This is a genomic window from Streptomyces europaeiscabiei (genome assembly GCF_036346855.1).
Lineage (GTDB): Bacteria > Actinomycetota > Actinomycetes > Streptomycetales > Streptomycetaceae > Streptomyces > Streptomyces europaeiscabiei.
The window spans coordinates 5,305,657-5,328,478 of record NZ_CP107841.1; the positions used below are offsets into that span (position 1 = coordinate 5,305,657).

At 72.1% G+C, this 22,822-nt stretch carries 20 protein-coding genes; 14 read left to right on the forward strand and 6 right to left on the reverse strand.

Features of this window, described 5'->3' with window-relative positions:
* Positions 1 to 31 precede the first annotated feature (31 nt).
* On the forward strand, positions 32 to 1,018 hold the full coding sequence (locus tag OG858_RS23245; protein WP_086746580.1) for a J domain-containing protein: 987 nt from the start codon (positions 32 to 34) through the stop codon (positions 1,016 to 1,018).
* A 109-nt stretch (positions 1,019 to 1,127) separates the two neighbouring features.
* Entirely contained in the window at positions 1,128 to 1,457 is a 330-nt protein-coding gene (locus tag OG858_RS23250) for a rhodanese-like domain-containing protein (RefSeq protein ID WP_086746581.1), read from the forward strand.
* Between the two features lie 123 nt (positions 1,458 to 1,580).
* Here the strand turns inward: OG858_RS23250 and OG858_RS23255 are convergent, their stop codons facing one another.
* Entirely contained in the window at positions 1,581 to 2,780 is a 1,200-nt protein-coding gene (locus tag OG858_RS23255) for an acyl-CoA dehydrogenase family protein (RefSeq protein ID WP_327724482.1), read from the reverse strand.
* A gap of 315 nt (positions 2,781 to 3,095) precedes the next feature.
* On the opposite strand from OG858_RS23255, the gene OG858_RS23260 reads away from it, so the two are divergent.
* Genes OG858_RS23260 through OG858_RS23270 form a run of 3 tightly spaced genes read left to right on the forward strand, consistent with a single transcriptional unit; the run spans position 3,096 to position 6,240 of the window.
* The gene (locus OG858_RS23260; protein ID WP_327724483.1) at positions 3,096 to 4,139 is read left to right on the forward strand and encodes a DUF5819 family protein; all 1,044 of its coding nucleotides are present in this window, start codon (positions 3,096 to 3,098) and stop codon (positions 4,137 to 4,139) included.
* Complete coding sequence (locus tag OG858_RS23265) at positions 4,136 to 5,443, forward strand: HTTM domain-containing protein (RefSeq protein WP_408059423.1); 1,308 nt, start codon at positions 4,136 to 4,138, stop codon at positions 5,441 to 5,443. Before OG858_RS23260 ends, OG858_RS23265 begins: the two co-directional genes overlap by 4 nt.
* Complete coding sequence (locus tag OG858_RS23270; RefSeq protein WP_328544514.1) at positions 5,440 to 6,240, forward strand: TrmH family RNA methyltransferase; 801 nt, start codon at positions 5,440 to 5,442, stop codon at positions 6,238 to 6,240. Before OG858_RS23265 ends, OG858_RS23270 begins: the two co-directional genes overlap by 4 nt.
* Positions 6,241 to 6,340: 100 nt before the next feature.
* Here OG858_RS23270 and paaN read toward each other — a convergent pair whose 3' ends face one another.
* Entirely contained in the window at positions 6,341 to 8,053 is a 1,713-nt protein-coding gene (gene paaN, locus OG858_RS23275; RefSeq protein WP_328544513.1) for a phenylacetic acid degradation protein PaaN, read from the reverse strand.
* A gap of 201 nt (positions 8,054 to 8,254) precedes the next feature.
* Here paaN and OG858_RS23280 point away from each other — a divergent pair, with 201 nt between their 5' ends.
* Positions 8,255 to 9,772 carry a 3-hydroxyacyl-CoA dehydrogenase gene (locus tag OG858_RS23280; RefSeq protein WP_086746586.1) on the forward strand — a complete coding sequence of 506 codons (1,518 nt, stop codon included), beginning with the start codon at positions 8,255 to 8,257 and terminating at the stop codon, positions 9,770 to 9,772.
* On the forward strand, positions 9,769 to 10,359 hold the full coding sequence (locus OG858_RS23285) for a TetR/AcrR family transcriptional regulator (protein ID WP_086746587.1): 591 nt from the start codon (positions 9,769 to 9,771) through the stop codon (positions 10,357 to 10,359). The genes OG858_RS23280 and OG858_RS23285 overlap by 4 nt, the downstream gene beginning before the upstream one ends.
* A gap of 90 nt (positions 10,360 to 10,449) precedes the next feature.
* Here the strand turns inward: OG858_RS23285 and OG858_RS23290 are convergent, their stop codons facing one another.
* Positions 10,450 to 10,935 (reverse strand): Lrp/AsnC family transcriptional regulator, encoded by a 486-nt coding sequence (locus tag OG858_RS23290; protein ID WP_013002201.1) that lies wholly within the window; start codon positions 10,933 to 10,935, stop codon positions 10,450 to 10,452.
* Positions 10,936 to 11,124: 189 nt separating this feature from the next.
* Between OG858_RS23290 and pdhA the strand changes: the two genes are divergently transcribed.
* From pdhA to OG858_RS23320, 6 genes are all read left to right on the forward strand, one after another.
* Complete coding sequence (pdhA, locus tag OG858_RS23295; RefSeq protein WP_086746588.1) at positions 11,125 to 12,261, forward strand: pyruvate dehydrogenase (acetyl-transferring) E1 component subunit alpha; 1,137 nt, start codon at positions 11,125 to 11,127, stop codon at positions 12,259 to 12,261.
* A complete protein-coding gene (locus OG858_RS23300) occupies positions 12,258 to 13,262 on the forward strand; it encodes an alpha-ketoacid dehydrogenase subunit beta (protein ID WP_328544512.1) in 1,005 nt (334 codons plus the stop codon). The genes pdhA and OG858_RS23300 overlap by 4 nt, the downstream gene beginning before the upstream one ends.
* Positions 13,262 to 14,599: a dihydrolipoamide acetyltransferase family protein gene (locus OG858_RS23305; RefSeq protein WP_319260351.1), complete on the forward strand. Its 1,338-nt coding sequence runs from the start codon at positions 13,262 to 13,264 to the stop codon at positions 14,597 to 14,599. Before OG858_RS23300 ends, OG858_RS23305 begins: the two co-directional genes overlap by 1 nt.
* A 114-nt stretch (positions 14,600 to 14,713) precedes the next feature.
* A complete protein-coding gene (locus tag OG858_RS23310; RefSeq protein ID WP_328544511.1) occupies positions 14,714 to 15,685 on the forward strand; it encodes an NTP transferase domain-containing protein in 972 nt (323 codons plus the stop codon).
* Positions 15,682 to 17,037: a molybdopterin molybdotransferase MoeA gene (locus tag OG858_RS23315; RefSeq protein ID WP_327744370.1), complete on the forward strand. Its 1,356-nt coding sequence runs from the start codon at positions 15,682 to 15,684 to the stop codon at positions 17,035 to 17,037. Before OG858_RS23310 ends, OG858_RS23315 begins: the two co-directional genes overlap by 4 nt.
* 112 nt (positions 17,038 to 17,149) lie before the next feature.
* Positions 17,150 to 18,241, forward strand: coding sequence for a potassium channel family protein (locus tag OG858_RS23320; protein ID WP_086747117.1), 1,092 nt, complete (start codon positions 17,150 to 17,152; stop codon positions 18,239 to 18,241).
* A 103-nt stretch (positions 18,242 to 18,344) separates the two neighbouring features.
* Here OG858_RS23320 and OG858_RS23325 read toward each other — a convergent pair whose 3' ends face one another.
* Together OG858_RS23325 and OG858_RS23330 are read right to left on the reverse strand one after the other, a co-directional pair.
* Positions 18,345 to 19,193, reverse strand: a complete 849-nt coding sequence (locus tag OG858_RS23325; RefSeq protein WP_327724488.1) for an ABC transporter permease — start codon at positions 19,191 to 19,193, stop codon at positions 18,345 to 18,347.
* Entirely contained in the window at positions 19,190 to 20,212 is a 1,023-nt protein-coding gene (locus OG858_RS23330) for an ATP-binding cassette domain-containing protein (RefSeq protein WP_086747115.1), read from the reverse strand. The genes OG858_RS23325 and OG858_RS23330 overlap by 4 nt, the downstream gene beginning before the upstream one ends.
* Positions 20,213 to 20,897: 685 nt before the next feature.
* Between OG858_RS23330 and OG858_RS23335 the strand changes: the two genes are divergently transcribed.
* On the forward strand, positions 20,898 to 21,878 hold the full coding sequence (locus tag OG858_RS23335; protein ID WP_328544510.1) for an NAD(P)H-quinone oxidoreductase: 981 nt from the start codon (positions 20,898 to 20,900) through the stop codon (positions 21,876 to 21,878).
* Between the two features lie 58 nt (positions 21,879 to 21,936).
* Here OG858_RS23335 and OG858_RS23340 read toward each other — a convergent pair whose 3' ends face one another.
* Positions 21,937 to 22,359 carry a hypothetical protein gene (locus OG858_RS23340; RefSeq protein WP_327724489.1) on the reverse strand — a complete coding sequence of 141 codons (423 nt, stop codon included), beginning with the start codon at positions 22,357 to 22,359 and terminating at the stop codon, positions 21,937 to 21,939.
* Between the last annotated feature and the right edge of the window lie 463 nt (positions 22,360 to 22,822).

A 22,822-nucleotide genomic window follows, 5' to 3' on the forward strand; every position in this document is an offset into this window, starting at 1 on the left:
GGGCTCGGAGCCGTGGCCTAGGCTGGGTCGGGTGACGACCCCGGAAGCCGAGCAGACACCGTCCGAGCGCCCCACCGAGCCCGTGGAGCCTGATGAGGGCGCGGAGCCTGTCGAAGGCGCGACAGCCGCCGGGGGCGCGGCGTCTGCCGGGGGTGAGGCCTCCGCCGACGGTGAGGCCTCCGCCGGGGGGCCGTCGTCCGCGGAAGGGTCGACCTCTGCCGAGGGCGCGAGCTCGGGGCGGCCCGAGGAGCGGCTGGAGCGGGCCGTGCGGGCGGCCGAGCAGGCGCTGATCGAGTACGAGATCGCCGTCGAGACCTTCCGGGTCGAGGTGGAGAACTTTTCCCGGTTGCACCACCAGAAGCTCGGCCCCGTGTACGCGAGGCTCGACGAGCTGGACGCCCAGATCGCCGAAGCGAAGGCCGCGTGCACCGGTGACCCCGAGGATGTGCGCAAGGCTCAGGAGGCGCGGGCCCGGGTCATGCCCATGCCGGGTGTGGAGGAGCTTTTCCACGGCTGGATGGACTCCGAGGGCCTGTTCCCCGAGGCCGCGGCGATGCTCACCGACCAGCCCGTACGTTCCCCGGAGCGGGTGCGGCCGAGCGACGAGGCCCGCAGGCTCTACCGCGAGCTGGTCCGCAAGGCCCACCCCGACCTGGCACAGGACGACAAGGAGCGGGAGCGGCGGGGCGAGTTCATAGCCCGGGTGAACGCCGCGTACGGCCGTGGTGACGAGGTGCTGCTGCGGGAGCTGGCCGAGGAGTGGGCGGCCGGGCCCGTTCCGGAGGAGCGCAGGCCGAGCCGCGCCGAGGAGCTGTACGCCCGGCTCGAATGGCTCGCCCAACGCAAGGAGCTGCTCGCCCTCGTCGCCCGGGAGCTGGAGGAGGGCGCCATCGGCTCCATGCTCCGCCTGGCCCCGGACGACCCCGACCGTCTCCTCGAGGAGATCGCCGATCAGCTGCTGGCGGAGGTCGAACAGCGGGAAGCGGAGCTGGCGGGGTTGGTCGGCCAGGACGAGTAGCCCGGCAGGCATGCCTGCTCTGCGCGCACTGCCCGGCCGGAACGGTCGAGGGCTCGGGTCGGCGGCCGGCCGGTCGGGTAGCGTCGTATGCATGCATCTCGGAGCTGGTGTGCCCACGGTTGAGGTCGGAGACCTCAAGGACGACGACTTTCTGCTGGATGTCCGGGAGGACGACGAGTGGCAGGCAGGTCATGCCGAAGGGGCGCTGCACATCCCCATCAGTGAGTTCGTGGCGCGCTACGGAGAGGTGACCGAGGCGGCTCCGCAGGACGGCAGGATTCATGTGATCTGCCGCTCGGGCGGTCGTTCGGCGCAGGTCACGATGTTTCTCGTCCAGCGGGGCGTCGACGCGGTGAACGTCGACGGCGGCATGCAGGTATGGGCAGCCGCCGGCCGGCCGGTGGTGGACGACAAGGGCGGGTCGGGCTTCGTTCTCTAGGGAACTTCGTCTCCCGGGATCACGCGCCGGACCGCAGGTGGGCGGACCGCACGTGGGTGGGGCGCACCTGGGTGGGGCGCGCGGGCAGGACGTGCGCGCCCCGAGGCGTGGGGTGCGCGGCACTCAGCCCAGTGGGTGTGCCGCCAGCAGGTCGCCCAGAGCCTCCTCGTGGGCCGCGGCGGGGCCGAGTGACAGTTCGAGGTGCTTGGCCCAGGCGTGATAGCGGTGCAGGGGGTATTCGACGTCGGCGCCGAAGCCCCCGTGCAGATGCTGGGCGGTCTGCACGACCCGCCGTACGCCCTCCGAGGCCCAGATCTTGGCCACGGCGACATCCCCGGCGGCGGGCAGCGCACCCCCCGCCCCGGAGCTGATGCGCCACGCGGCCTGCCACAGCGTCGCCTCCATCGCACGAAGGTCGATGAAGCGGTCGGCGGCCTGTACGGCGACGGCCTGGAACGAGGCGATCGGGAAGCCGAACTGTTCCCGTTTGCCGGCGTATTCGCTGGTCATGCCGAGTACACCCTCACCCAGGCCGAGCGCCAGCGCGCACGTCCCGGTGGTCAGCAGCTCCCGCAGCCGCTCCCACGCCCCCTCGGCGTCGATGACGTCCCGCCCGGCGATCCGGGCCGACTCCAGCCGCAGCTCCGCGAGCCGTTCGCCGCTGGTGGAGAACTGCTCGGCGAGCGTCACCCCCTCGTGGACTCGGGGAACGAGGGCGAGCACCGTCCGGCCGTCGGCGTCGGCGGCCGAGTCCGGCTCGGCTCCGTCACCGGGCAGGCGGGGGGCGACCGACTCCGGTGAGAGCGTCGCGGGGACGACGACGAAGTCCGCGTTGTGCGCCCAGGGCACCGCCGTCTGTACGCCGTCCAGGACCCAGGTGCCGTCGGCGTCCCGCCGTGCGGTCACGGCGAGTTCGGCCGGGTCGTGGCCGGTGCGGCCGTGGGCGGCGACGGTCAGGACGACCTCGCCCCGGCCGACGCGGGCGAGCAGATCCGCCTTCAGCTGCTCGCTCCCGTGCGCCTGTACTGCCACGGCGGCTGCGCTGCTCTCCAGCAGTGGCCCCCTGGCCAGCACCTTCGCCGACTCGCGCAGTACCAGGCACAGGGCGATCGGATCGAGGCCCGAGCCGCCGTACCGGGGGTCCAGCAACAGGCTGAGCAGGTCCGCGTCGGCGAGTCTCGCCCACAGGGCGCGGTCGAAGTCGTCGGCCACGGCGCCCGCCACGAGCGCCGGGCTCGGTACCCCGTCCGGCGCGACCCCGGCGAACACCGCCCGCGCCGCTTCGGCCGCCGCCTGCTGCTCCTCGGTGAAGGTGAAGTCCACGGTTCCGCCCCTTCGGTGTCGCCGATGACAGGGCGTCAAGATAGAACAGGTTCTAGAAGAGGGGAATGGTGCGGGGCGGGGCGGTGGTCGCGCGCCGGGCGCGCCAGGCGGCTGAGCGGCCGTGGCGGCTCTCGGGAGAGAGGCGGACCACACTGCGCCGTAAGGTGTCCCCCGCTGTGGATAACCTCGTGGGTGCCGTGTGAGCGGTGTGACGATGTGACTGCTGTGGCCATCGGGGCTGTGCCGGAGGGACGCGGCTGAGTAAGTTCCGGTGGGGAAGTGGACCGGGTAGTGGGAATCGGGGAGCGGGGCGGAATGGACGCGAACGACGAGGTCTCGAACGCCCGGCGGGGGCCGGACGAGCCCGAGGGCTCCGACTCCGCGAGCGAGGCGAACCCGCAGGCCAAGCCGTCCCAGCCGCCCCAGTCGTCACGGCAGACCCCGGACCCTGCCTCGCCCTCAGCCTCGCCCCCGGTGCCGGCCCAGGCCACCGCGGCCCCGGACCCGCTGCCCTCACCGTCACCGCTGCTCTCACCTTCGCCGTCACAGACGCCGTCACAGACGCCGTCACAGACGCCGTCACAGACGTCATCGCATACGCCGCCGGAGTCGCCTCCCCCACCACGACCCGAGCAGACGGCCGAGCCGACGCAGCCCGTCTCCGGTATCGCCGCGCTCACCCTGCCGTACCAGATCGCCGTGGCGCTGGTGCTCGCGATCGTGGCGGTGGCGACCTGTGCGCATCTCGGGCTGGTCTTTCTCCATATCGCGCCCTCGAACACGCTGACGAAGCAGCACGGTCGGGCGGTGGACGAATGGGTGTACCCGGAGTTCGAGCAGAACTGGAAGCTGTTCGCGCCGAACCCGTTGCAGCAGAACATCGCGGTGCAGGCGCGCGCCGAGGTCCGTACCGCGGACGGTGAGAGGCGCGAGACCGGCTGGTACGACCTGTCCGCGCTGGACGGCGCCGCGATCGACAGGAACTTCGTGCCGAGCCACACCCAGCAGAACGAGCTGCGCCGGGCCTGGGACTTCTATCTCGCCACGCATGACGGCGAGGACCGCGCCACCACCTCGCGCGGCGACCTCTCCGAGCGCTATGTGCGCCGCATCGTGGTGATGCGCCTCGACCGCGAGGAGGCCGACGGCCCCGGCGGTGTGATCGAGCGGATCCAGCTCCGGTCCCGTACGACCAACGTGCCGTCGCCCGACTGGAGCGAGGAAAAGGTGTCCGACAAGCCCGTCGTCCGTGAGCTGCCCTGGTGGTCGGTGACCGACAACGACCGGACGGACGCCGCCGCCAACGCGGGCGGCGCCGGCCGGGCCGTCACCGGTCGGACGGAGGCGAGCGCCGAATGAGCTCCACGAGCCTGCCCGACCCGGTCCGGCCGATGAGCCCGACAGGGCGCCTCACCGCCGCGATAGGCAACGGGATCACGCGTGTCACGGATCGCGCGCTGGGCCCGTACCAGAGCGCGATCGTCCGTATCGGCTTCTCCGCGACCTGGCTGCTGTTCCTGCTGCGCGAGTTCCCGCACCGACGCGAGTTGTACGGTCCCGAGGGGCCCTGGAGCTGGGAGCTGGCCCAGCAGCTGATCGCGACCAACGACGCCTTCACAGTGCTGATGTGGTCCGACAGCATGGTGTGGTTCGAGATCGTCTACGCCGTCGCCGTCCTGGCCACCTTCCTTCTGCTGCTCGGCTGGCGCACCCGCGCCGTGAGCGTGCTCTTCATGGTGGGCGTGCTCTCGCTGCAGAACCGCAGCGTCTTCATGGGCGACGGCGGCGACAACGTCCTCCACCTCATGGCGATCTATCTCGTCTTCGTCCGCTGCGCCCAGGTCTGGTCGCTGGACGCGCGGCGCGCACGGCGCGGGCGCGAGCGCCTGGAGCGGGACGGCAGGGCACCTCAGGACCGGGTGGGCCCCGCCCTGTGGTGTGTGCTCGGGTTCGCGCTGCTGGTGGCGACGTTCGGTGGTCTGATTCCCGGCGGCGATCTGGTACCGGGTGGCTGGCTGACGTTCTTCTGGGGGCTGTGGGTGGTGCATGCCCTGTGGTGGGCCACCGGCCGCATCGCGTCGGACACCAAGCCGCGCGCGCTGCTCGACATCGTCGGCAATCTCACGCACAACGCCGCCCTGGTCGTGATCATGGCCGAGGCGTGTCTGATCTACGCGGCGGCCGGCTGGTACAAGATCCAGGGCGCGCGCTGGCAGGACGGCACGGCCGCCTACTACCCGTTCCACCTGGACTACTTCTCGCCCTGGGCCGCGCTCTCCGACCTGCTGTCGTCCAGCGGCACGATGGTGATGCTGGTGACGTACGGGACGGTGATCGTGCAGGTCGCCTTCCCCTTCACGCTCTTCAACCGGCGCGTCAAGAACGTCCTGCTGGCGGTCATGATGACCGAGCACGCCGTGATCGCCGTCGTGCTGGGCCTGCCGTTCTTCTCGCTCGCGATGATCGCCGCCGACGCCGTCTTCCTGCCGACACCCTTCCTGAAGCGCCTGGGTGGCCTGGTGGCAGGCGCGCGTGACCGCGTCGTACGTCGCGTGCTACCCGGGCGCAGCCGCACGATCCCGGGCCCGCGCGACCCGAGGCAGCCACCGCTCCCCCAGGAGAAGGAGGCGGCCGAGCAGGCCCACGTAGGCTTCACCGCATGAACGATCCGGTGCACGATCCGGTGAGCGGACCGGAGGGCGGACCGGCGGACGGACCGGCGGGCGACCCCCTGCGGGCCTGGCGCCGCCTTGCCGGGACCGCGGTCCTGCTCGACGGTTTCCACACCCTCAAGCACGCGGTGCGCTTCGGTGCCGAGGTGCCGGTGGCCGTCACCGCCGACCGTACGGCGGTGCTCGCCCTCGCCGACGAACTGGCCCCGGACGTCCGGGACCGGCTCGCGCGCCTTCTCCAGGAGGTGCCGCAGGAGGCGTACCGGTCCCTCGTGCCGCGCCCGCACCCCACCGCCGTCGCCGCCCTGGCCGTACGCCCTGCGCGCGCGTCCCAGCTGGCGGCTCTCGCCCACACCCCGCGCACCGCCCCCGTCGTCGTCCTCGACAATCCGCGCAACCTGGGCAACGCGGGGGCCGTGATCCGGCTGGCCGCCGGTTTCGGCGCGACCGGCGTGGTCACCACGGGCACCCTGGACCCCTGGCACCCCACCGTCGTACGCGGCGGGGCGGGTCTGCACTTCGCGACCGCCGTCGAGCGCCTGGAGGTCGCCGACCTGCCTCCGGGCCCGCTCTTCGCGCTCGACCCCGAGGGCGACGACATCCGGGGCCTGAAGCTCCCGGACGACGCCGTCCTCGCCTTCGGATCCGAACGCAGCGGCCTCTCCACCGAACTACGCGCCCGCGCCGACCACTTGCTTTCCCTCCCGATGCGCCCCCAGGTCTCCAGCTACAACCTGGCGACCAGCGTGGCGATGACGCTGTACCACTGGAGCACGGGATCCTTCTGAAGGAGCGCGGCGGGAGCTCCCCTTCGGGGGCGCGGGCAACTGCGTGACCAGCCGGCGACGGCCCGCAGATGCCCGGCCGCCACCGCGGTCACCCGCACTCCTAGCGGAGCGCCTCGCGCCGAACCTCGACCACCCGGAACCGATTGGCCACGAACGCTCCGTCGCACAACGCCGCGTTCGCCGCCGGATTGCCACCGGACCCGTGGAAGTCCGAGAACGCCGCGGTCTGGTTCACGTACACCCCGCCCGTGAGGTTCAACGACAACTGCGCGCACTCCTCAAGGCAGACCTCCTCGACAGCCTCGGCCACCTCGTCGGACGTCGTGTACGCGCCGACGGTCATCGCGCCCTTCTCGCCGATGGTCCGCCGCAGCAACTCCAGGCCGTCCGCGGCCGAGTCGACGGCGACGGCGAACGACACCGGCCCGAAGCACTCGCTCATGAAGGCGGCCTCGTCCTCGGTCCGGTCCCAGTACTTCCGCGCGCCGTCGAGCTTCACGATCACCGGTGTGCGGACGACAGCGCCGGGGAACTCCGGGTTGCTGATCTCCCGTGAGACGAGGGCGACCTCGCCGAGTGATGCGGCGGCTTCGAGCCGGGCCTTGACGTCGGGGTTCACGATCGCGCCGAGCAGCGCGTTCGCGCGTGCGTCGTCGCCCAGCAGGCCGCCGACCGACTTGGCGAGGTCGGCGACGACCTCGTCGTAGGACTTGGGGCCCTCGTCGGTGGTGATGCCGTCGCGGGGGATGAGCAGGTTCTGCGGGGTGGTGCACATCTGGCCGCTGTACAGGGACAGGGAGAAGGCCAGGTTGGAGAGCATGCCCTTGTAGTCGTCGGTGGAGTCGACGAGCACCGTGTTGACGCCGGCCTTCTCCGTGTAGACCTCCGCCTGGCGGGCGTTGGCCTCCAGCCAGTCGCCGAAGGACGTCGAGCCGGTGTAGTCGATGATGCGGATCTCGGGGCGGGTGGCCAGGTCCTTGGCGATGCCCTCGCCGGGGCGTTCGGCGGCCAGCGCGACCAGGTTGGGGTCGAAGCCGACTTCGGCGAGGACCTCGCGGGCGACCTGCACGGTGAGGGCGAGCGGCAGCACCGCGCGCGGGTGGGGCTTCACGAGGACCGCGTTGCCGGTGGCTAGGGAGGCGAACAGGCCCGGGTAGCCGTTCCACGTCGGGAAGGTGTTGCAGCCGATGACGAGGGCGGTGCCGCGCGGGACCGGCTTGAACTTCTTGGTGAGCGTGAGCGGATCGCGCTTGCCCTGGGGCTTGGTCCACTCCGCGTCGTTTGGGGTGCGGACCTGCTCCGCGTACGCGTACGCCACCGCCTCCAGGCCCCGGTCCTGGGCGTGTGGGCCGCCGGCCTGGAAGGCCATCATGAAGGCCTGGCCGCTGGTGTGCATGACGGCGTGGGCGAACTCGTGGGTGCGGTCGCTGATCCGCTTGAGGATCTCCAGACACACCGCCGCGCGCGCCTCCGCGCCCGCGTCGCGCCACGCGCGCCGGCCCGCCCTCATGGCGGGCAGCAGCGTGTCGATGTCCGCGTGCGGGTAGGTGACGCCCAGCTCGATGCCGTACGGGGAGGTCTCGCCGCCCACCCAGTCGTCGGTGCCGGGCTGGCCGAGGTCGAGTCGGGTGCCGAGCAGGGCGTCGAAGGCGGCCTTGCCCTCGGCCATGCCCAGGCTGCCGTTCTCGCCGTACGCCTTGGGGTGCTCGGGGTGGGGCGACCAGTACGCGCGTGTGCGGATCGCTTCCAGTGCCTGGTCGAGCGTGGGCCGGTGCTTGGCGATCAGGGCGTGCGCGGACGGTTCGGCGGCCATGCTTGACCAACTCCTCACGTCGGAAGCTCTTCATCGAGCTCTGACCTGGGCAGGAATGAATTTGAGGGGTGGCGCGAAGCGCCTCGTTCAGAGTGCTGGTGAGCGACGGGCGAGCGGACAAGGCTAGAGTAACCGAACGATCGGTCGGGACAAGGGGGTCCGCCGCATCTGTGGACAACCCCGTGCGGGAGGATCGCGCACATGACAGGACTCGACCCCGGCAGCCCCGTGGCCGTCGTAGGCACCGGCACCATGGGCCAGGGCATCGCCCAGGTCGCGCTGGTCGCGGGCCACCCCGTACGACTGTTCGATGTCGCCCCCGGCCGGGCGCGGGAGGCCGCCCAGGCGATCGGCGCCCGGCTCGACCGGCTCGTCGCGAAGGACCGCATGACCGGCGCCGAGCGGGACGCCGCGCGCGCCCGGCTGCACGCCGCCGAGGCCGTCGCCGACCTCGCGGACTGCGGCCTCGTCGTCGAGGCGGTCGTGGAGCGGCTGGACGTCAAGCAGGAGCTGTTCCGCGCGCTGGAGGACGTCGTCGGCGAGGACTGCCTGCTCGCCACCAACACCTCCTCCCTGTCCGTCACGGCCATCGGCGGAGCCCTGCGCAATCCGGGCCGTTTCGTGGGCCTGCACTTCTTCAACCCCGCGCCGCTGCTGCCCCTCGTCGAGGTCGTCTCCGGGTTCGCCACCGACGTCACGTCGGCCACGCGCGCGTACGAGACGGCCCGCGCCTGGGGCAAGACGCCGGTCGCCTGCGCCGACACCCCCGGCTTCATCGTCAACCGCATCGCACGGCCGTTCTACGCCGAGGCCTTCGCGGTGTACGAGTCGCAGGCCGCCGAGCCCGTCACCATCGACGCGATCCTGCGCGAGTGCGGTGGATTCAGAATGGGCGCCTTCGAGCTGACCGACCTGATCGGCCAGGACGTCAACGAATCCGTCACCCACTCCGTGTGGCAGGCCTTCTTCCAGGACGTGCGCTTCACGCCCTCGCTGGCCCAGCGGCGGCTCGTCGAGTCCGGTCGGCTCGGCCGTAAGACGGGGCAGGGCTGGTACGAGTACGCCGACGACGCCGAGCGCCCCGAGCCGCACACCGCCGACCCGGTTCCGGCGCCCGCGTACGTGGTCGTCGAGGGTGATCTGGGCCCCGCCTCCGAGCTGCTCCCGCTGATCCGGGAGGCGGGCATCGTCGTCCGCGAGGACGAGGAGGACCACGGCACCCGGCTCGTCCTGCCGAGCGGCGGCCAGCTGGCCCTCGCCGACGGGCAGACCTCCGTGGAGTTCCGGGACGTCGTCTACTTCGACCTCGCGCTCGACTACCGCAGGGCCACCAGGATCGCGCTGTCCGCCTCCCAGGACACCTCACCGCAGACCCTCGCGGAGGCCACCGGGCTCTTCCAGGCGCTCGGCAAGGACGTCAGCGTCATCGGGGACGCCCCCGGCATGATCGTCGCCCGCACGGTGGCGCGGATCATCGATCTCGCGCACGACGCCGTCGCCAAGGGCGTGGCCACCACGGAGGACATCGACACGGCGATGCGGCTGGGCGTCAACTACCCGCTGGGCCCCTTCGAATGGAGCCGCAGGCTGGGCCGGAACTGGGCGTACGCCCTCCTGGACGACCTGCACCTGCGCGACCCCTCCGGGCGCTACGCGCCGTCGCTGGCGCTCTACCGCCACGCCTACGCCTCCGACAAGCGGGAGGGCACGTCCTCATGACCACCGCCAAGCGCGACACGTACACCCCGGAGACGCTGCTGTCCGTCGCGGTCCGGGTCTTCAACGAACGTGGCTACGACGGCACGTCCATGGAGCACCTGTCCAAGGCGGCCGGTATCTCCAAGTCGTCGATATACCACCACGTCACCGGCAAGGAGGAGCTGCTGCGCCGGGCCGTCAGCCGGGCGCTGGACGGCCTCTTCGGGATCCTCGACGAGGAACCCGCGCGCGAGGGACGTGCGGTGGAGTGCCTGGAGCACGTCGTACGGCGCATGGTCGAGGTGCTCATGAGCGAGCTTCCCTACGTGACCCTGCTGCTGCGCGTGCGCGGCAACACCGACACCGAGCGCTGGGCGCTGGAGCGGCGCCGCGACTTCGACCACCGGGTCGCCGAGCTGCTGAAGGCCGCGGCCGCCGAGGGCGACGTACGCCGTGACGTGGAGGTGCGGCTCGCGACCCGGCTCGTCTTCGGGATGATCAACTCGATCGTGGAGTGGTACCGGCCGGACGGGCGGGGCATGGGCGAGCGGGAAGTGTCCGACGCGGTGACGCACCTGGTCTTCGCGGGGCTTCGCGCCCAGGACTGACAGGGCCGGCCGAGACGGACCAGGGCTGACCGGGACCGAATCGATCCTCCGAGGGCTGGGTCGATCGATTCTCCGCGGGTTCGGACCCGATCAGCCCTCCGGTTCCACGTCCTCCTCCTCGAACACCAGCAGTGTCCGGGTGCTGAGCACCTCCGGAATGGCCTGGAGCTTGGTGAGGACGACCTCGCGCAGGGCCCTGTTGTCCGAGGTGTGCACCAGGAGCAGGACGTCGTAGTCGCCGCCCACCAGCGCGATGTGGGCGGCGCCGGACAGCTGGCGCAGCTGGTCGCGGACCGTGCGCCAGGAGTTCTGCACGATCTTGAGGGTGATGTAGGCCGAGGTGCCCTTTCCGGCGCGCTCGTGGTTCACGCGCGCCCCGAAGCCGCGGATCACGCCGTCCTCGATGAGGCGGTTGATGCGGGCGTAGGCGTTGGCGCGGGAGACGTGGACGCGTTCGGCGACGGACCGTATCGAAGCGCGGCCGTCGGCCTGGAGCATGCGCAGGATGTCCTGATCTATGGCGTCCAGTGGTCGAGGGGGCGGCAGGGCCGGGCCGTGCTCCGGCGGCTCGGCCATTTGTTCAGGCGCCATGTGCCCCTGCCTCCCTACCATGGACGTACTGCGTTCATTTCAGGCTGTGCAGAACCGTTTGTCCACAGCCTGAGGGTGCCTGTAGCCAAAATGCGTCAACGACCGAACAATCGGTAGGTGAGACGCGTCACAGCCGTGCCGCGTCCCAGAGCCACTCCCACGAGGAGGTGCCGTATGACGGTCATGGAGCAGCGGGGCGCGTACCGCCCGACACCGCCGCCCGCCTGGCAGCCCCGCACGGACCCCGCGCCGCTGCTGCCCGACGCAACTCCGTACCGCGTGCTCGGCACGGACGCGGCGGCCGACGCCGACCCCGCGCTGCTGCGCCGGCTCTACGCCGAGCTGGTGCGCGGCCGTCGCTACAACACGCAGGCCACGGCCCTGACCAAGCAGGGCAGGCTCGCCGTCTACCCCTCCAGCACCGGCCAGGAGGCCTGCGAGGTCGCCGCCGCGCTCGTCCTCGAAGAGCGGGACTGGCTCTTCCCCAGCTACCGCGACACGCTCGCCGCCGTCGCCCGCGGCCTCGACCCCGTGCAGGCGCTCACGCTGCTGCGCGGCGACTGGCACACCGGCTACGACCCCCGCGAGCACCGCGTCGCCCCGCTGTGCACCCCGCTGGCCACCCAGCTCCCGCACGCAGTCGGTCTCGCGCACGCCGCCCGACTCAAGGGCGACGACGTGGTGGCGCTCGCCCTGGTCGGCGACGGCGGCACCAGCGAGGGCGACTTCCACGAGGCGCTCAACTTCGCCGCCGTCTGGCAGGCCCCGGTCGTCTTCCTCGTCCAGAACAACGGCTTCGCGATCTCCGTCCCGCTTGCCAAGCAGACCGCCGCCCCGTCGCTCGCCCACAAGGCCGTCGGCTACGGGATGCCGGGCCGCCTGGTCGACGGAAACGATGCGGCGGCCGTGCACCAGGTGCTCGCCGAAGCGGTGGCCCACGCGCGCGCGGGTGGCGGTCCCACGCTGGTCGAGGCGGTGACGTACCGCATCGACGCCCACACCAACGCCGACGACGCGACCCGCTACCGGGGCGACGCCGAGGTCGAGACCTGGCGCGCGCACGACCCGATCACTCTCCTGGAGCACGAGCTGACCGAGCGCGGCCTCCTCGACGAGGAGGGCGTCCGGGCCGCCCGCGACGCCGCCGAGACGATGGCGGCCGACCTGCGCGAGCGCATGAACCAGGACCCGGTGCTCGACCCCATGGACCTCTTCGCCCACGTCTACGCCGAGCCCACTCCGCAGCTGCGCGAGCAGGAGGCCCTGCTCAGGGCCGAGCTGGCTGCGGAACAAGAAGGGGCGCACCGATGACCACCGTCGCGCTCAAGCCCGCCACCATGGCGCAGGCGCTCAACCGCGCCCTGCGTGACGCCATGACCGCCGACCCCACCGTGCACGTCATGGGCGAGGACGTCGGCGCCCTCGGCGGTGTCTTCCGGGTCACCGACGGGCTCGCGAAGGAGTTCGGCGAGGACCGGGTCACCGACACCCCGCTCGCCGAGGCGGGCATCCTCGGCACGGCCGTCGGCATGGCCATGTACGGGCTCCGGCCGGTCGTGGAGATGCAGTTCGACGCGTTCGCCTACCCGGCGTTCGAGCAGCTCATCAGTCATGTCGCCCGTATGCGCAACCGCACGCGCGGGGCGATGCCGCTGCCGATCACCATCCGCGTCCCGTACGGCGGCGGCATCGGTGGTGTCGAGCACCACAGCGACTCCTCCGAGGCGTACTACATGGCGACCCCGGGGCTCCATGTCGTCACACCCGCCACGGTCGCCGACGCATACGGGCTGCTGCGCGCCGCCATCGCCTCCGACGACCCGGTCGTCCTCCTGGAACCCAAGCGCCTGTACTGGTCGAAGGACTCCTGGAACCCCGAGGAACCGCAGGCCGTCGAGCCGATCGGCCGTGCGGTCGTGCGCCGCGCCGGCCGCAGCGCCACGCTCCTCACCTACGGCCCGTCCGTGCCCGTCTGCCTGGAGGCCGCCGAGGCGGCCACGGCCGAGGGCTGGGACCTGGAAGTCGTCGACCTGCGCTCCCTGGTGCCCTTCGACGACGAGACGGTCGCCGCGTCCGTACGGCGGACCGGGCGCGCGGTCGTCGTCCATGAGTCCGGCTCCTACGGCGGGCCGGGCGGCGAGATCGCGGCCCGTGTCACCGAGCGCTGCTTCCACCACCTGGAGGCGCCCGTGCTGCGCGTCGCCGGGTTCGACATCCCGTATCCGCCGCCGATGCTGGAGCGGCACCATCTCCCCGGCGTCGACCGGATCCTGGACGCCGTGGGGCGCCTGCAGTGGGAGGCGGACAACTGATGGCCCAGGTGCTGGAGTTCAAGCTGCCCGACCTCGGTGAGGGGCTGACCGAGGCCGAGATCGTCCGCTGGCTGGTCCAGGTCGGGGACGTCGTCGCGATCGACCAGCCGGTCGTCGAGGTCGAGACGGCCAAGGCCATGGTCGAGGTCCCCTGCCCCTACGGCGGTGTCGTCACCGCCCGCTTCGGCGAGGAGGGCACGGAACTGCCCGTCGGGGCACCGCTGCTGACGGTGGCCGTGGGGGCGCCCGCCTCCGGTGTCAACGCCGACGAGGGCTCCGGCAACGTGCTGGTCGGATACGGCACCGGGGCGCCGCAGGCACGACGCAGGCGGGTGCGGCCCGGGGAGCCGATCCGGCCCGTGGCGCCTGCCGCGCCGGCGGTGCGGCTCACCACCGCCGAAACGTCGGCCGCTCCCGAGCGCCCGGACGGACCCGTGCCGGTCATTTCCCCGCTCGTCCGCCGCCTCGCCCGCGAGAACGGCCTGGACCTGCGGAAGTTGAACGGCACGGGCCCCGAGGGCCTGATCCTGCGGTCGGACGTGGAGCACGCGCTGCGGGCGGCCACGGCCCCGGTTCAGGTGCCGCAGGCCGTGACCGCGCAGCCGGTCGCAGCGCCCGTCGCGCAGCCCGCGCCCGCCGGGGCCCCCTCCGCCACCCGCGTCCCCCTCCGTGGTGTCCGGGGCGCCGTCGCCGACAAGCTCTCCCGCAGCCGGCGCGAGATTCCCGACGCGACCTGCTGGGTGGACGCCGACGCGACGGAGCTGATGAACGCCCGCACGACGCTGAACGCGGCCGGCGGCCCGAAGATCTCCGTCCTCGCGCTGCTCGCCCGGATCTGCACCGCGGCGCTGGCCCGCTTCCCCGAGCTGAACTCGACGGTCGACATGGAGGCCCGCGAGATCGTACGGCTCGACCAGGTGCACCTCGGGTTCGCCGCGCAGACGGAACGGGGGCTGGTCGTGCCCGTCGTACGGGACGCGCACACCAGGAACGCGGAGTCGCTCGGCGCCGAGTTCGCCCGGCTGACCGAGGCGGCACGGACCGGGACCCTGACGCCCGGCCAGCTGACCGGCGGGACCTTCACGCTGAACAACTACGGCGTTTTCGGCGTCGACGGTTCCACGCCGATCATCAACCACCCCGAGGCCGCCATGCTCGGCGTCGGCCGCATCGTCGCCAAGCCCTGGGTGCACGAGGGCGAGCTGGCGGTACGGCAGGTCGTGCAGCTCTCGCTCACTTTCGACCACCGGGTGTGCGACGGCGGCACGGCGGGAGGCTTCCTGCGGTTCGTGGCGGACTGTGTCGAACAGCCGGCGGTGCTGCTGCGCACGCTCTGATCACCGACTTCGCCCGGTCGAGTCCGATCGCTCTCCGTCGTCGGGGCCGACCGGGCCGTGATTGCGCGGTCTCCCCGCGTTCCCTGTGATCGTCGGGGCCCGCATACTCAGGGGGTGACCGCGTACGAGCCCCCGGGCGACCCCGGTACCGAGGCGTTCGACGCCGTCGTGCTCGCCGGAGGCGCCGCCCGGCGGCTCGGCGGCGCCGACAAGCCCGCCGTGCGCGTGGGCGGACGGGCCCTGCTCGACCGGGTGCTGACCGCCTGCGCCGGCGCCGGGGCGACCGTCGTCGTCGCCGAACCCCGGCCCACCGCGCGGCCCGTGCTGTGGGCCCGCGAGGAACCCCCGGGCGGCGGCCCTCTCGCCGCACTGGGTGCCGGACTCCGGCATACCACCGCGCCGTACGTCGTCGTCCTCTCCGCCGACCTGCCGTTCCTGGAGGAGGCGACGGTACGGCGACTGCGCGACGCCCTCTCGCAGAGCGCCGGCCCCGCCGACGGCGTCCTGGTCACCGACCCCGACGGCCGTGACCAGCCCCTCGTGGCCGTCTACCGGGCCGAGGTCCTGCGCCGTGAGCTCGCGCGGCTCGCCGCCGGGCACGACGGCCTCACCGGGCTCCCCCTGCGGCGGCTGACCGCCACGCTGCGCCTCACCCGCATCACCGACCCGGTCGCGTCCTTCGACTGCGACACCTGGGACGACATCGCCGCCGCCCGCGCACGGATCAGGGAGCATGGCCACGTGTTGGATGAATGGATTTCCGCAGTCAAGGACGAGCTGGGGATCGACCTCGACGTCGACATCACCGAACTGCTCGACCTCGCCCGTGACGCCGCGCACAGCGTGGCCCGGCCCGCCGCTCCGCTGACCACGTTCCTGATCGGCTACGCCGCCGCCCAGGCCGGGGGAGGCCCCGAGGCGGTCACCGAGGCCGCCCGCAAGGCGTCCGCCCTGGCCCTCCGCTGGGCCGACGAGAACACCCCCGACGCCAAGCCCGATGCCAAGCCCGATGCCAAGCCCGACGCCAAGCCCGACGCCGGGACCGGGACCGGTACCGGCCAGAACACCGGCCCGGCCGCCGGATGACCACCCAGGACGCCGAAGAACTCGACGTGGAGGAGGCGCTGGCCGTGGCCAACGACAGGGCCGTACGGGGGCCGGACGAGCCCCGCTCCTCCCGCGAAGCCACCACGACCGGCCAGGCCGACCCGCACCGGGCCAAGGACCACGCCCACCACAGGGCCACCTCCTGGCCCGAGGCCCGAGCCGTCGCCGAACGCGCCGCCCGCTCGGCCGGTCGCCGGGCGCCCGTGTCGGTCACCGTCGACCAGGCCCTCGGCCTCGTTCTCGCCGCCTCCCTCACCGCCCTCACCGACCTCCCCTCCTTCGACACCTCCGCCATGGACGGCTGGGCGGTCGCGGGACCCGGCCCCTGGGACGTACGGGAGAACGGTGTGCTGGCAGGGCACGCCGATCCCGTGCGGCTCACGGACGGGGAGGCGGTGCGGATCGCCACGGGCGCCCGCATCCCCCTCGACACGACCGCCGTCCTGCGCAGCGAGCACGGCCGCACCGACGACAAGGGACGGCTGCACCCGATCCGGGACCTCGCCCACGGACAGGACATCCGCCCACGGGGCCAGGAGTGCCGCAACGGCGACCAACTGCTGCCGCTCGGCACGCAGATCACCCCGGCCGCGCTCGGACTCGCGGCGGCCGCCGGATACGACACGGTGAGCGTGCTCCCACGCCCGCGCGTCGAACTGCTTGTCCTGGGCGATGAACTGCTCACCGAAGGGCTTCCGCGCGAGGGCCTGATCCGGGACGCACTCGGCCCCATGCTGCCGTCCTGGCTCCGGGCACTCGGCGCCGAGGTCGCCGCCGTACGCCGCCTCGGGGACGATGCCGACGCCCTGTACCGGGCCGTGAAGAAGTCCTCCGCCGACCTCATCGTCACCACCGGCGGCACGGCCGCCGGACCCGTCGACCACGTCCACCCCATCCTGCGCCGCGTCGGGGCCGAACTCCTCGTCGACGGCGTGAAGGTGCGGCCCGGCCACCCCATGCTGCTGGCCCGTATCAAGCAGGACCAGCACCTCGTCGGTCTGCCCGGCAATCCCCTGGCCGCCGTCTCGGGGCTGTTCACGCTCGCCGAGCCTCTGCTGCGGACCCTCGCCGGACGCGCCGCCCCGGAGCCGTATGCGATGCCTCTGCGGGAGGCGGTGCACGGCCACCCGTACGACACCCGGCTCGTTCCCGTCGCCCTGCGCGGTGACGATGCCGTGCCACTGCACTACAACGGTCCCGCTATGCTCCGCGGAATCGCCACCGCCGATGCCCTTGCCGTCGTACCGCCCGGAGGCGCGCGCCCCGGCCGGGAGCTGGAGCTGCTCGACCTGCCCTGGGCGACAGCGGGGATGCAGGTGTGTTTCACGTGAAACATTCCCATGGTCAACCGGCCTGGAGACCAACGGTGTTTCACGTGAAACAACGGGCGGAGGGGGGCGAAGTGCAGCCAGGGGATGTACGTCGAAACGGGGAGTGTTTCACGTGAAACTGCCGGGCCATGATGCGATCGCCCGCAACGCGGACGAGCGTCTGGTGACCCACCAGGTGAAATTGCCGAAACGGGAGGTCGAGCGGCCGATCCGGCAGGTCGGCAAGCGACTGGCAATGGCCTTGTTCGTGCTGGTCGCGACCGCGTTCATCGTCTACGCCGACCGTGGCGGGTACAACGACAACTCCGACGGTTCCGTCGACCTGCTCGACGCTTTCTACTACGCCACCGTCACTCTCTCCACCACCGGGTACGGCGACATCACCCCGGTCAGCGACGCTGCCCGGTTCACCAACATCTTCGTGATCACGCCCCTGCGTGTGCTGTTTCTGATCATCCTGGTCGGGACCACGCTGGAGGTCCTCACGGAGCGCACGCGTGAGGAATGGCGACTGAAACGCTGGAGGGCGACCTTGAGGGAGCACACCGTTGTAGTCGGCTGGGGGACGAAAGGACGGTCGGCGATCCAGACCGTCTGTGCGACCGGGCTGAAGAAGGAGCAGGTCGTCGTCGTGGATCCCAGCTCCAAGGTCATCGACGCCGCGACGGCCGACGGATACACGGGCGTGGTCGGGGACGCGACCCGCAGCGATGTGCTGTTGCAGGCCGAGGCGCAGAAGGCGCGGCAGATCATCATCTCGACCGCGCGGGACGACACCGCCGTGCTGGTCGCGCTGACCGCCCGCCAGCTCAACCGCGGGGCGAAGATCGTGGCCGCCGTACGCGAGGAGGAGAACGCGCCGCTGCTGAAGCAGTCAGGGGCGGACGTCGTCATCACCAGCGCCAGCGCGGCCGGACGGCTCCTCGGGCTCTCCGTGCTCAGCCCCGCCGCCGGCATGGTCATGGAAGACCTCATCCAGCAGGGCAGCGGGCTCGACATCGCCGAACGGCCGGTCATAAAGGCCGAGGTGGGGCGCGGTGTGCGGGAGACCGAGGACCTGGTGGTCAGCGTGCTGCGCGGACACCGGGTGCTCGGCTACGACGATCCGTCCATCGGCGAGCTCCAGTTGACGGACCGGCTCATCACCATCGTCCGCGCCACGCCGAGCACGAAGATCACCCCCGAGACCAAGCACCTGCCGTAGCGGTCGGGCCGACTGCGACGGAGCGGGAACAACGAAGAGGGCGCCTCGGGGACGTATCCCCGGGGCGCCCTCACTGCATGGACCCACTGGTCCGGGCGGACCGTTACTTACGGTTGTACAGCCGCATCGTGATCGGTCCGAAGACCAGCACGAACAGGGCCGACCAGCCCAGCGTCCAGGCGATCTCCGCGGTCGGCCACTCACCCGCCATCAACTCGCGGACCGCCGAGGCCAGATGCGTGACCGGGCTGTTGTTGACGAACGCCTGGAGCCAGCCCGGCATCGTGCCCGGGTCGACGAAGACATTGGACAGGAAGGTCAGCGGGAAGATCACCATCATGCTGACGCCCATCACGGACTTCTCGGTGCGCAGCATCAGGCCGAACATCGTCCAGATCCACGAGAACGCGAACGAGAAGACGATGAGCAGCACGACCCCGGCGACCACGCCCGGCACCCCGCCGTCCGGGCGGTAGCCGAGGATCATGCCGACCGTGAGCATCACCACGGACGCGATCGCGTAGCGCAGGGCATCGCCCAGCAGATAGCCGACCATCGTCGACGGCCGCCAGATCGGCAGCGAGCGGAACCGGTCGAAGACCCCCTTCTCGATGTCCGTGTTGACCGAGACCCCGGTGTACATCGTGATCATCACGACCGACATCACCAGGATGCCCGGCAGCAGGAACTGGATGTACTCCTCCGGGGAGCCTGCCAGCGCACCGCCGAAGAGGTACGTGTACATCAGCACCATCATGATCGGGAAGGCGGTGACGTCGAAGAGCTGTTCCGGCACGTGCTTGATCTTGAGCATGGCCCGCCAGCCGAAGGTCAGGGACGCCGACAGGGCGCTGGGACGCGGCGGCCTTTCCCTGGAGATGAGCAGCGCGGCGAGCGACTCGGCGCTGACGGGGGCGAGTTCCTTGTTCTCGGGGGTGGTCACGGTGCTCATGCCGCCGCCTCGTCCTTCGTGTTGACGACCTTGGAGTCGTGGGCCTTCGTGTCGTGTCCGGTGAGGGCGAGGAACACCTCGTCCAGGCTGGGCTGCCCCAGCGAGAAGTTGTCGACGGTGATGCCTCTGCGGGCCAGCTCGGCCAGCGCTCGGGCGGCCGCCTCGGCGGCACCCTGCCCGTTTCCGGACCCCGCGCCCACACGTGCCGTCAGTGCCACCGGGTCCGGCTCCCGCTGCACATCGGCGTCGAGGGCGAGTCGCAGTACCTCCTCGGCCTGCGGCCGCTGGGCCGCGTCGCGCAGCCGCAGATGGACGGACCCGGCGCCCACGGACGCCTTCAGCTCGCCCTTCGTGCCCTCCGCGATCACCTTGCCCTGGTCGATGACCGCGATCCGGGACGCCAGCTGGTCCGCCTCGTCCAGATACTGCGTGGTCAGCAGCACGGTCGTGCCCTGGGCGACCACCGCGCGCACGATGTCCCACACCTGGTTGCGGCTGCGTGGGTCGAGGCCGGTCGTCGGCTCGTCCAGGAACAGCAGGTCGGGCGTGTTCAGGATGGACGCGGCGATGTCGATACGGCGCCGCATGCCGCCCGAGTAGTGCTTGACCTGTTTTCCGGCCGCTTCGCTCAGCCCGAAGGCCTCCAGTAGTTGCTCGGCACGATGGCGGGCCGCCCGTTTGTCGTGGCCGAGGAGCCGGGCGAGCAGCACCAGATTCTCGGTGCCGGTCAGGTCCTCGTCCACGGAGGCGTACTGCCCGGTCAGGCTCACCCGGCCGCGTACCTCGTCGGCCTCCCGGACGACGTCGTGACCGAACACGTGCGCCTCGCCCCCGTCGGGGCGCAGCAGGGTGGCGAGCATCTTCACCGTGGTCGTCTTGCCGGCGCCGTTCGGGCCGAGGACGCCATAGACCGTGCCGGCGGGCACGGCCAGGTCGACGCCGTCGACGGCCCGGGTCTCGCCGAAGGTCTTCACCAGACCCGCGGTCTCGATCGCGAGGCCGGACGTCTGTGCGCTCATGTCTGGGTTCCTTCCGCGTGCGGGGCCCGTGTCCGGGGCTACGAGAGGGGAGACCACCGGGACCGCCGAAACTCATCGGTCGCCGCGCGAGGAGTCGGGACCGCTTCGCCACCGGGGGCGAAGCGCGTCGGCGAGGACCCGTGCGGCCGTGCAGTCCCCACGGTCTCGCCCATGGAGTGCGGGCGCACCTCAATTAGGACCAAGGGCGGAGGCGGTTCGGGCCGGAGGCGCAGGCAGGTGCGGGGTCCGGGACGCGCTCGGATCGGCGGGGCCACGGGTCCGCCGGGCTGGGGTCGCGGGCCGACCGGGAACGAGGGGCGGCCGGTATCGGCAAGGTGGGCCGGCTGGGATCGGCGATGTGGGCCGGTCGGCGATGCGGGCCGGCTGGACCGAGGAAGCGGGTCGGCGGGCCGGTGGTTCGGCCGGGGGTGTGAGGGTGCGGGGTCCGGGACGCGCTCGGATCGGCGGGGCCACGGGTCCGCCGGGCTGGGGTCGCGGGCCGACCGGGAACGAGGGGCGGCCGGCGTCGGCAAGGTGGGTCGGCTGGGATCGGCGATGTGGGCCGGTCGGCGATGCGGGCCGGCTGGACCGAGGAAGCGGGTCGCCGGGCCGGTGGTTCGGCCGGGGATGTGAAGGTGCGGGGACCGGAGGCATGGCGCGGAGGCCGAGGAGTAGCGTCCCCCTCATGCATGCGATCACGATTCCCGAACCCGGTGGACCTGAGGCCCTGGTGTGGGACGAGGTCCCCGACCCGGTGCCCGGCGAGGGCGAAGTGCTCATCGAGGTGGCGGCGAGCGCGGTGAACCGCGCCGACCTGCTCCAGCGACAGGGTTTCTACGACCCACCGCCCGGCGCCTCCCCCTACCCCGGCCTGGAGTGCTCCGGGCGGATCGTGGAGATCGGGCCCGGTGCGGCCGGGTGGAGCGTCGGCGACGAGGTGTGCGCGCTGCTCTCGGGCGGCGGATACGCGGAGAAGGTCGTCGCCCCGGCCGCCCAGCTGCTGCCCGTGCCCGCCGGTGTCGGCCTGACACAGGCCGCCGCGCTGCCCGAGGTGACCTGCACGGTCTGGTCGAACGTCTTCATGATCGCCCACCTGCGCCCCGGCGAGACCCTCCTCGTGCACGGTGGGTCCAGCGGTATCGGCACGATGGCCATCCAGCTCGGCAAGGCCGTCGGTGCGAAGGTCGCGGTCACGGCGGGCACCGAGGAGAAGCTCGAACAGTGCGCCGCCCTGGGCGCCGACATCCTGATCAACTACCGCGAGCAGGACTTCGTCGAGGAGGTCCGCAGCGCCACGGACGGCCGGGGCGCGGACGTCGTCCTCGACAACATGGGCGCCAAGTACCTCGACCGAAACGTCCGGGTCCTCGCCGTCAACGGCCGCCTCGCGATCATCGGTATGCAGGGCGGCATCAAGGGCGAGTTGAACATCGGCGCCCTGCTCGCCAAGCGCGCCGCGATCAGCGCGACCTCGCTGCGCGCACGTCCGCCGGAGGAGAAGACCGCCATCGTCGCCGCCGTACGCGAGCACGTGTGGCCGCTGATCGACGGTGGCGACGTACGCCCGGTCGTCGACCGGGAGATCCCCATGGACGACGCGGCCACGGCCCACCAGGTGCTGGAGGAGAGCGGCCACATCGGCAAGGTGCTCCTGGTGGTGCCGTAGTCCGGCCCGGAACACCGTACGAGCTCCTGTTCGGCTCGGCCCCCCCGCCCGACCCGGCTCAGTCCCGCCTTATCCGCAGCCCGACGAAGGCCAGACCGAGGCCCAGGCCCACCAGCATGAGCCCGCTGGCGAGGGACACCACCTGCAGGACGGGTTCCTCGGAGGTCGCGGTGCCGGTGTCGGGCGGGGCGGCGGGGTAGGGCAGTGCGGCGTCCTGCGACGGCTCGGGGGCGATGGTGGCGTCCGGGCCGTCCGGTTCGGGGGCCGGCTCCGTCGAGGGCACGTACGCGTCCGAGGGCGCGGACGCGTCGCCCTCCGGTTCCACGGGCCCGACGTCCTGCCGCCCCGGCCGCTCGCGCCCCTCGCCCGCGCGGCTGCCGGCCCAGGAGGTCGCGGGGTCGGGCTCGGCCGCGTACACGGAGGGCACGGCCCCCGCCACCAGGACCACGAGCAGTCCCGCGACGGGGAGCAGTCCCGTCACGCGCGCCGAGCGGAGCCAAGGAGCCACGCCCCCAGACTCACACGCCACGCGCACCCCGGCATCTCGGTCCCCGGTCCGCCTATGATCCGACCGAAAGCCCCCACCGAGGGCGGTCCGCAAGGCCACCCTCAAGCCGCCCAGGCCCACAGAAGGCCGACCGAGGTCCGCCCAGGCCCACAGAAGGCCGACCGAGGTCCGCCCGGGCCGGGCAGAAGCCCGACCGATCCCCGCCCCCGGACGCGCTGGGGCCCGTCGAGGCCCACCTGACGGGCGTCGTCAGAGGCCCGCCGACGGGCCGGCCTTCGCCCTGGCCCGCGCGCCCGCCGACATCGGCCGGTGCGTTCCGGCCCGCCTCTCCGGCCCGCCCCGTCCGAAGCGTCCCGCTGCCGGGGACGCCCCTCGGGCCGACCGCCCCCCTCGGGCCGACCGCCCCTCGGGCCGACCGCCCCTCGGAGCCGACCGC

Bases quoted from the DNA above. Each gene is read 5' to 3' on its own strand.
- OG858_RS23260 (WP_327724483.1), top strand. From the start codon at position 3,096: ATGGACGCGAACGACGAGGTCTCGAACGCCCGGCGGGGGCCGGACGAG.
- paaN (WP_328544513.1), bottom strand. From the start codon at position 8,053: ATGGCCGCCGAACCGTCCGCGCACGCCCTGATCGCCAAGCACCGGCCC.
- OG858_RS23290 (WP_013002201.1), bottom strand. From the start codon at position 10,935: ATGGCCGAGCCGCCGGAGCACGGCCCGGCCCTGCCGCCCCCTCGACCA.
- OG858_RS23300 (WP_328544512.1), top strand. From the start codon at position 12,258: ATGACCACCGTCGCGCTCAAGCCCGCCACCATGGCGCAGGCGCTCAAC.
- OG858_RS23270 (WP_328544514.1), top strand. From the start codon at position 5,440: ATGAACGATCCGGTGCACGATCCGGTGAGCGGACCGGAGGGCGGACCG.
- OG858_RS23335 (WP_328544510.1), top strand. From the start codon at position 20,898: ATGCATGCGATCACGATTCCCGAACCCGGTGGACCTGAGGCCCTGGTG.
- OG858_RS23265 (WP_408059423.1), top strand. From the start codon at position 4,136: ATGAGCTCCACGAGCCTGCCCGACCCGGTCCGGCCGATGAGCCCGACA.
- OG858_RS23305 (WP_319260351.1), top strand. From the start codon at position 13,262: ATGGCCCAGGTGCTGGAGTTCAAGCTGCCCGACCTCGGTGAGGGGCTG.
- pdhA (WP_086746588.1), top strand. From the start codon at position 11,125: ATGACGGTCATGGAGCAGCGGGGCGCGTACCGCCCGACACCGCCGCCC.
- OG858_RS23285 (WP_086746587.1), top strand. From the start codon at position 9,769: ATGACCACCGCCAAGCGCGACACGTACACCCCGGAGACGCTGCTGTCC.
- OG858_RS23325 (WP_327724488.1), bottom strand. From the start codon at position 19,193: ATGAGCACCGTGACCACCCCCGAGAACAAGGAACTCGCCCCCGTCAGC.
- OG858_RS23280 (WP_086746586.1), top strand. From the start codon at position 8,255: ATGACAGGACTCGACCCCGGCAGCCCCGTGGCCGTCGTAGGCACCGGC.
- OG858_RS23315 (WP_327744370.1), top strand. From the start codon at position 15,682: ATGACCACCCAGGACGCCGAAGAACTCGACGTGGAGGAGGCGCTGGCC.
- OG858_RS23330 (WP_086747115.1), bottom strand. From the start codon at position 20,212: ATGAGCGCACAGACGTCCGGCCTCGCGATCGAGACCGCGGGTCTGGTG.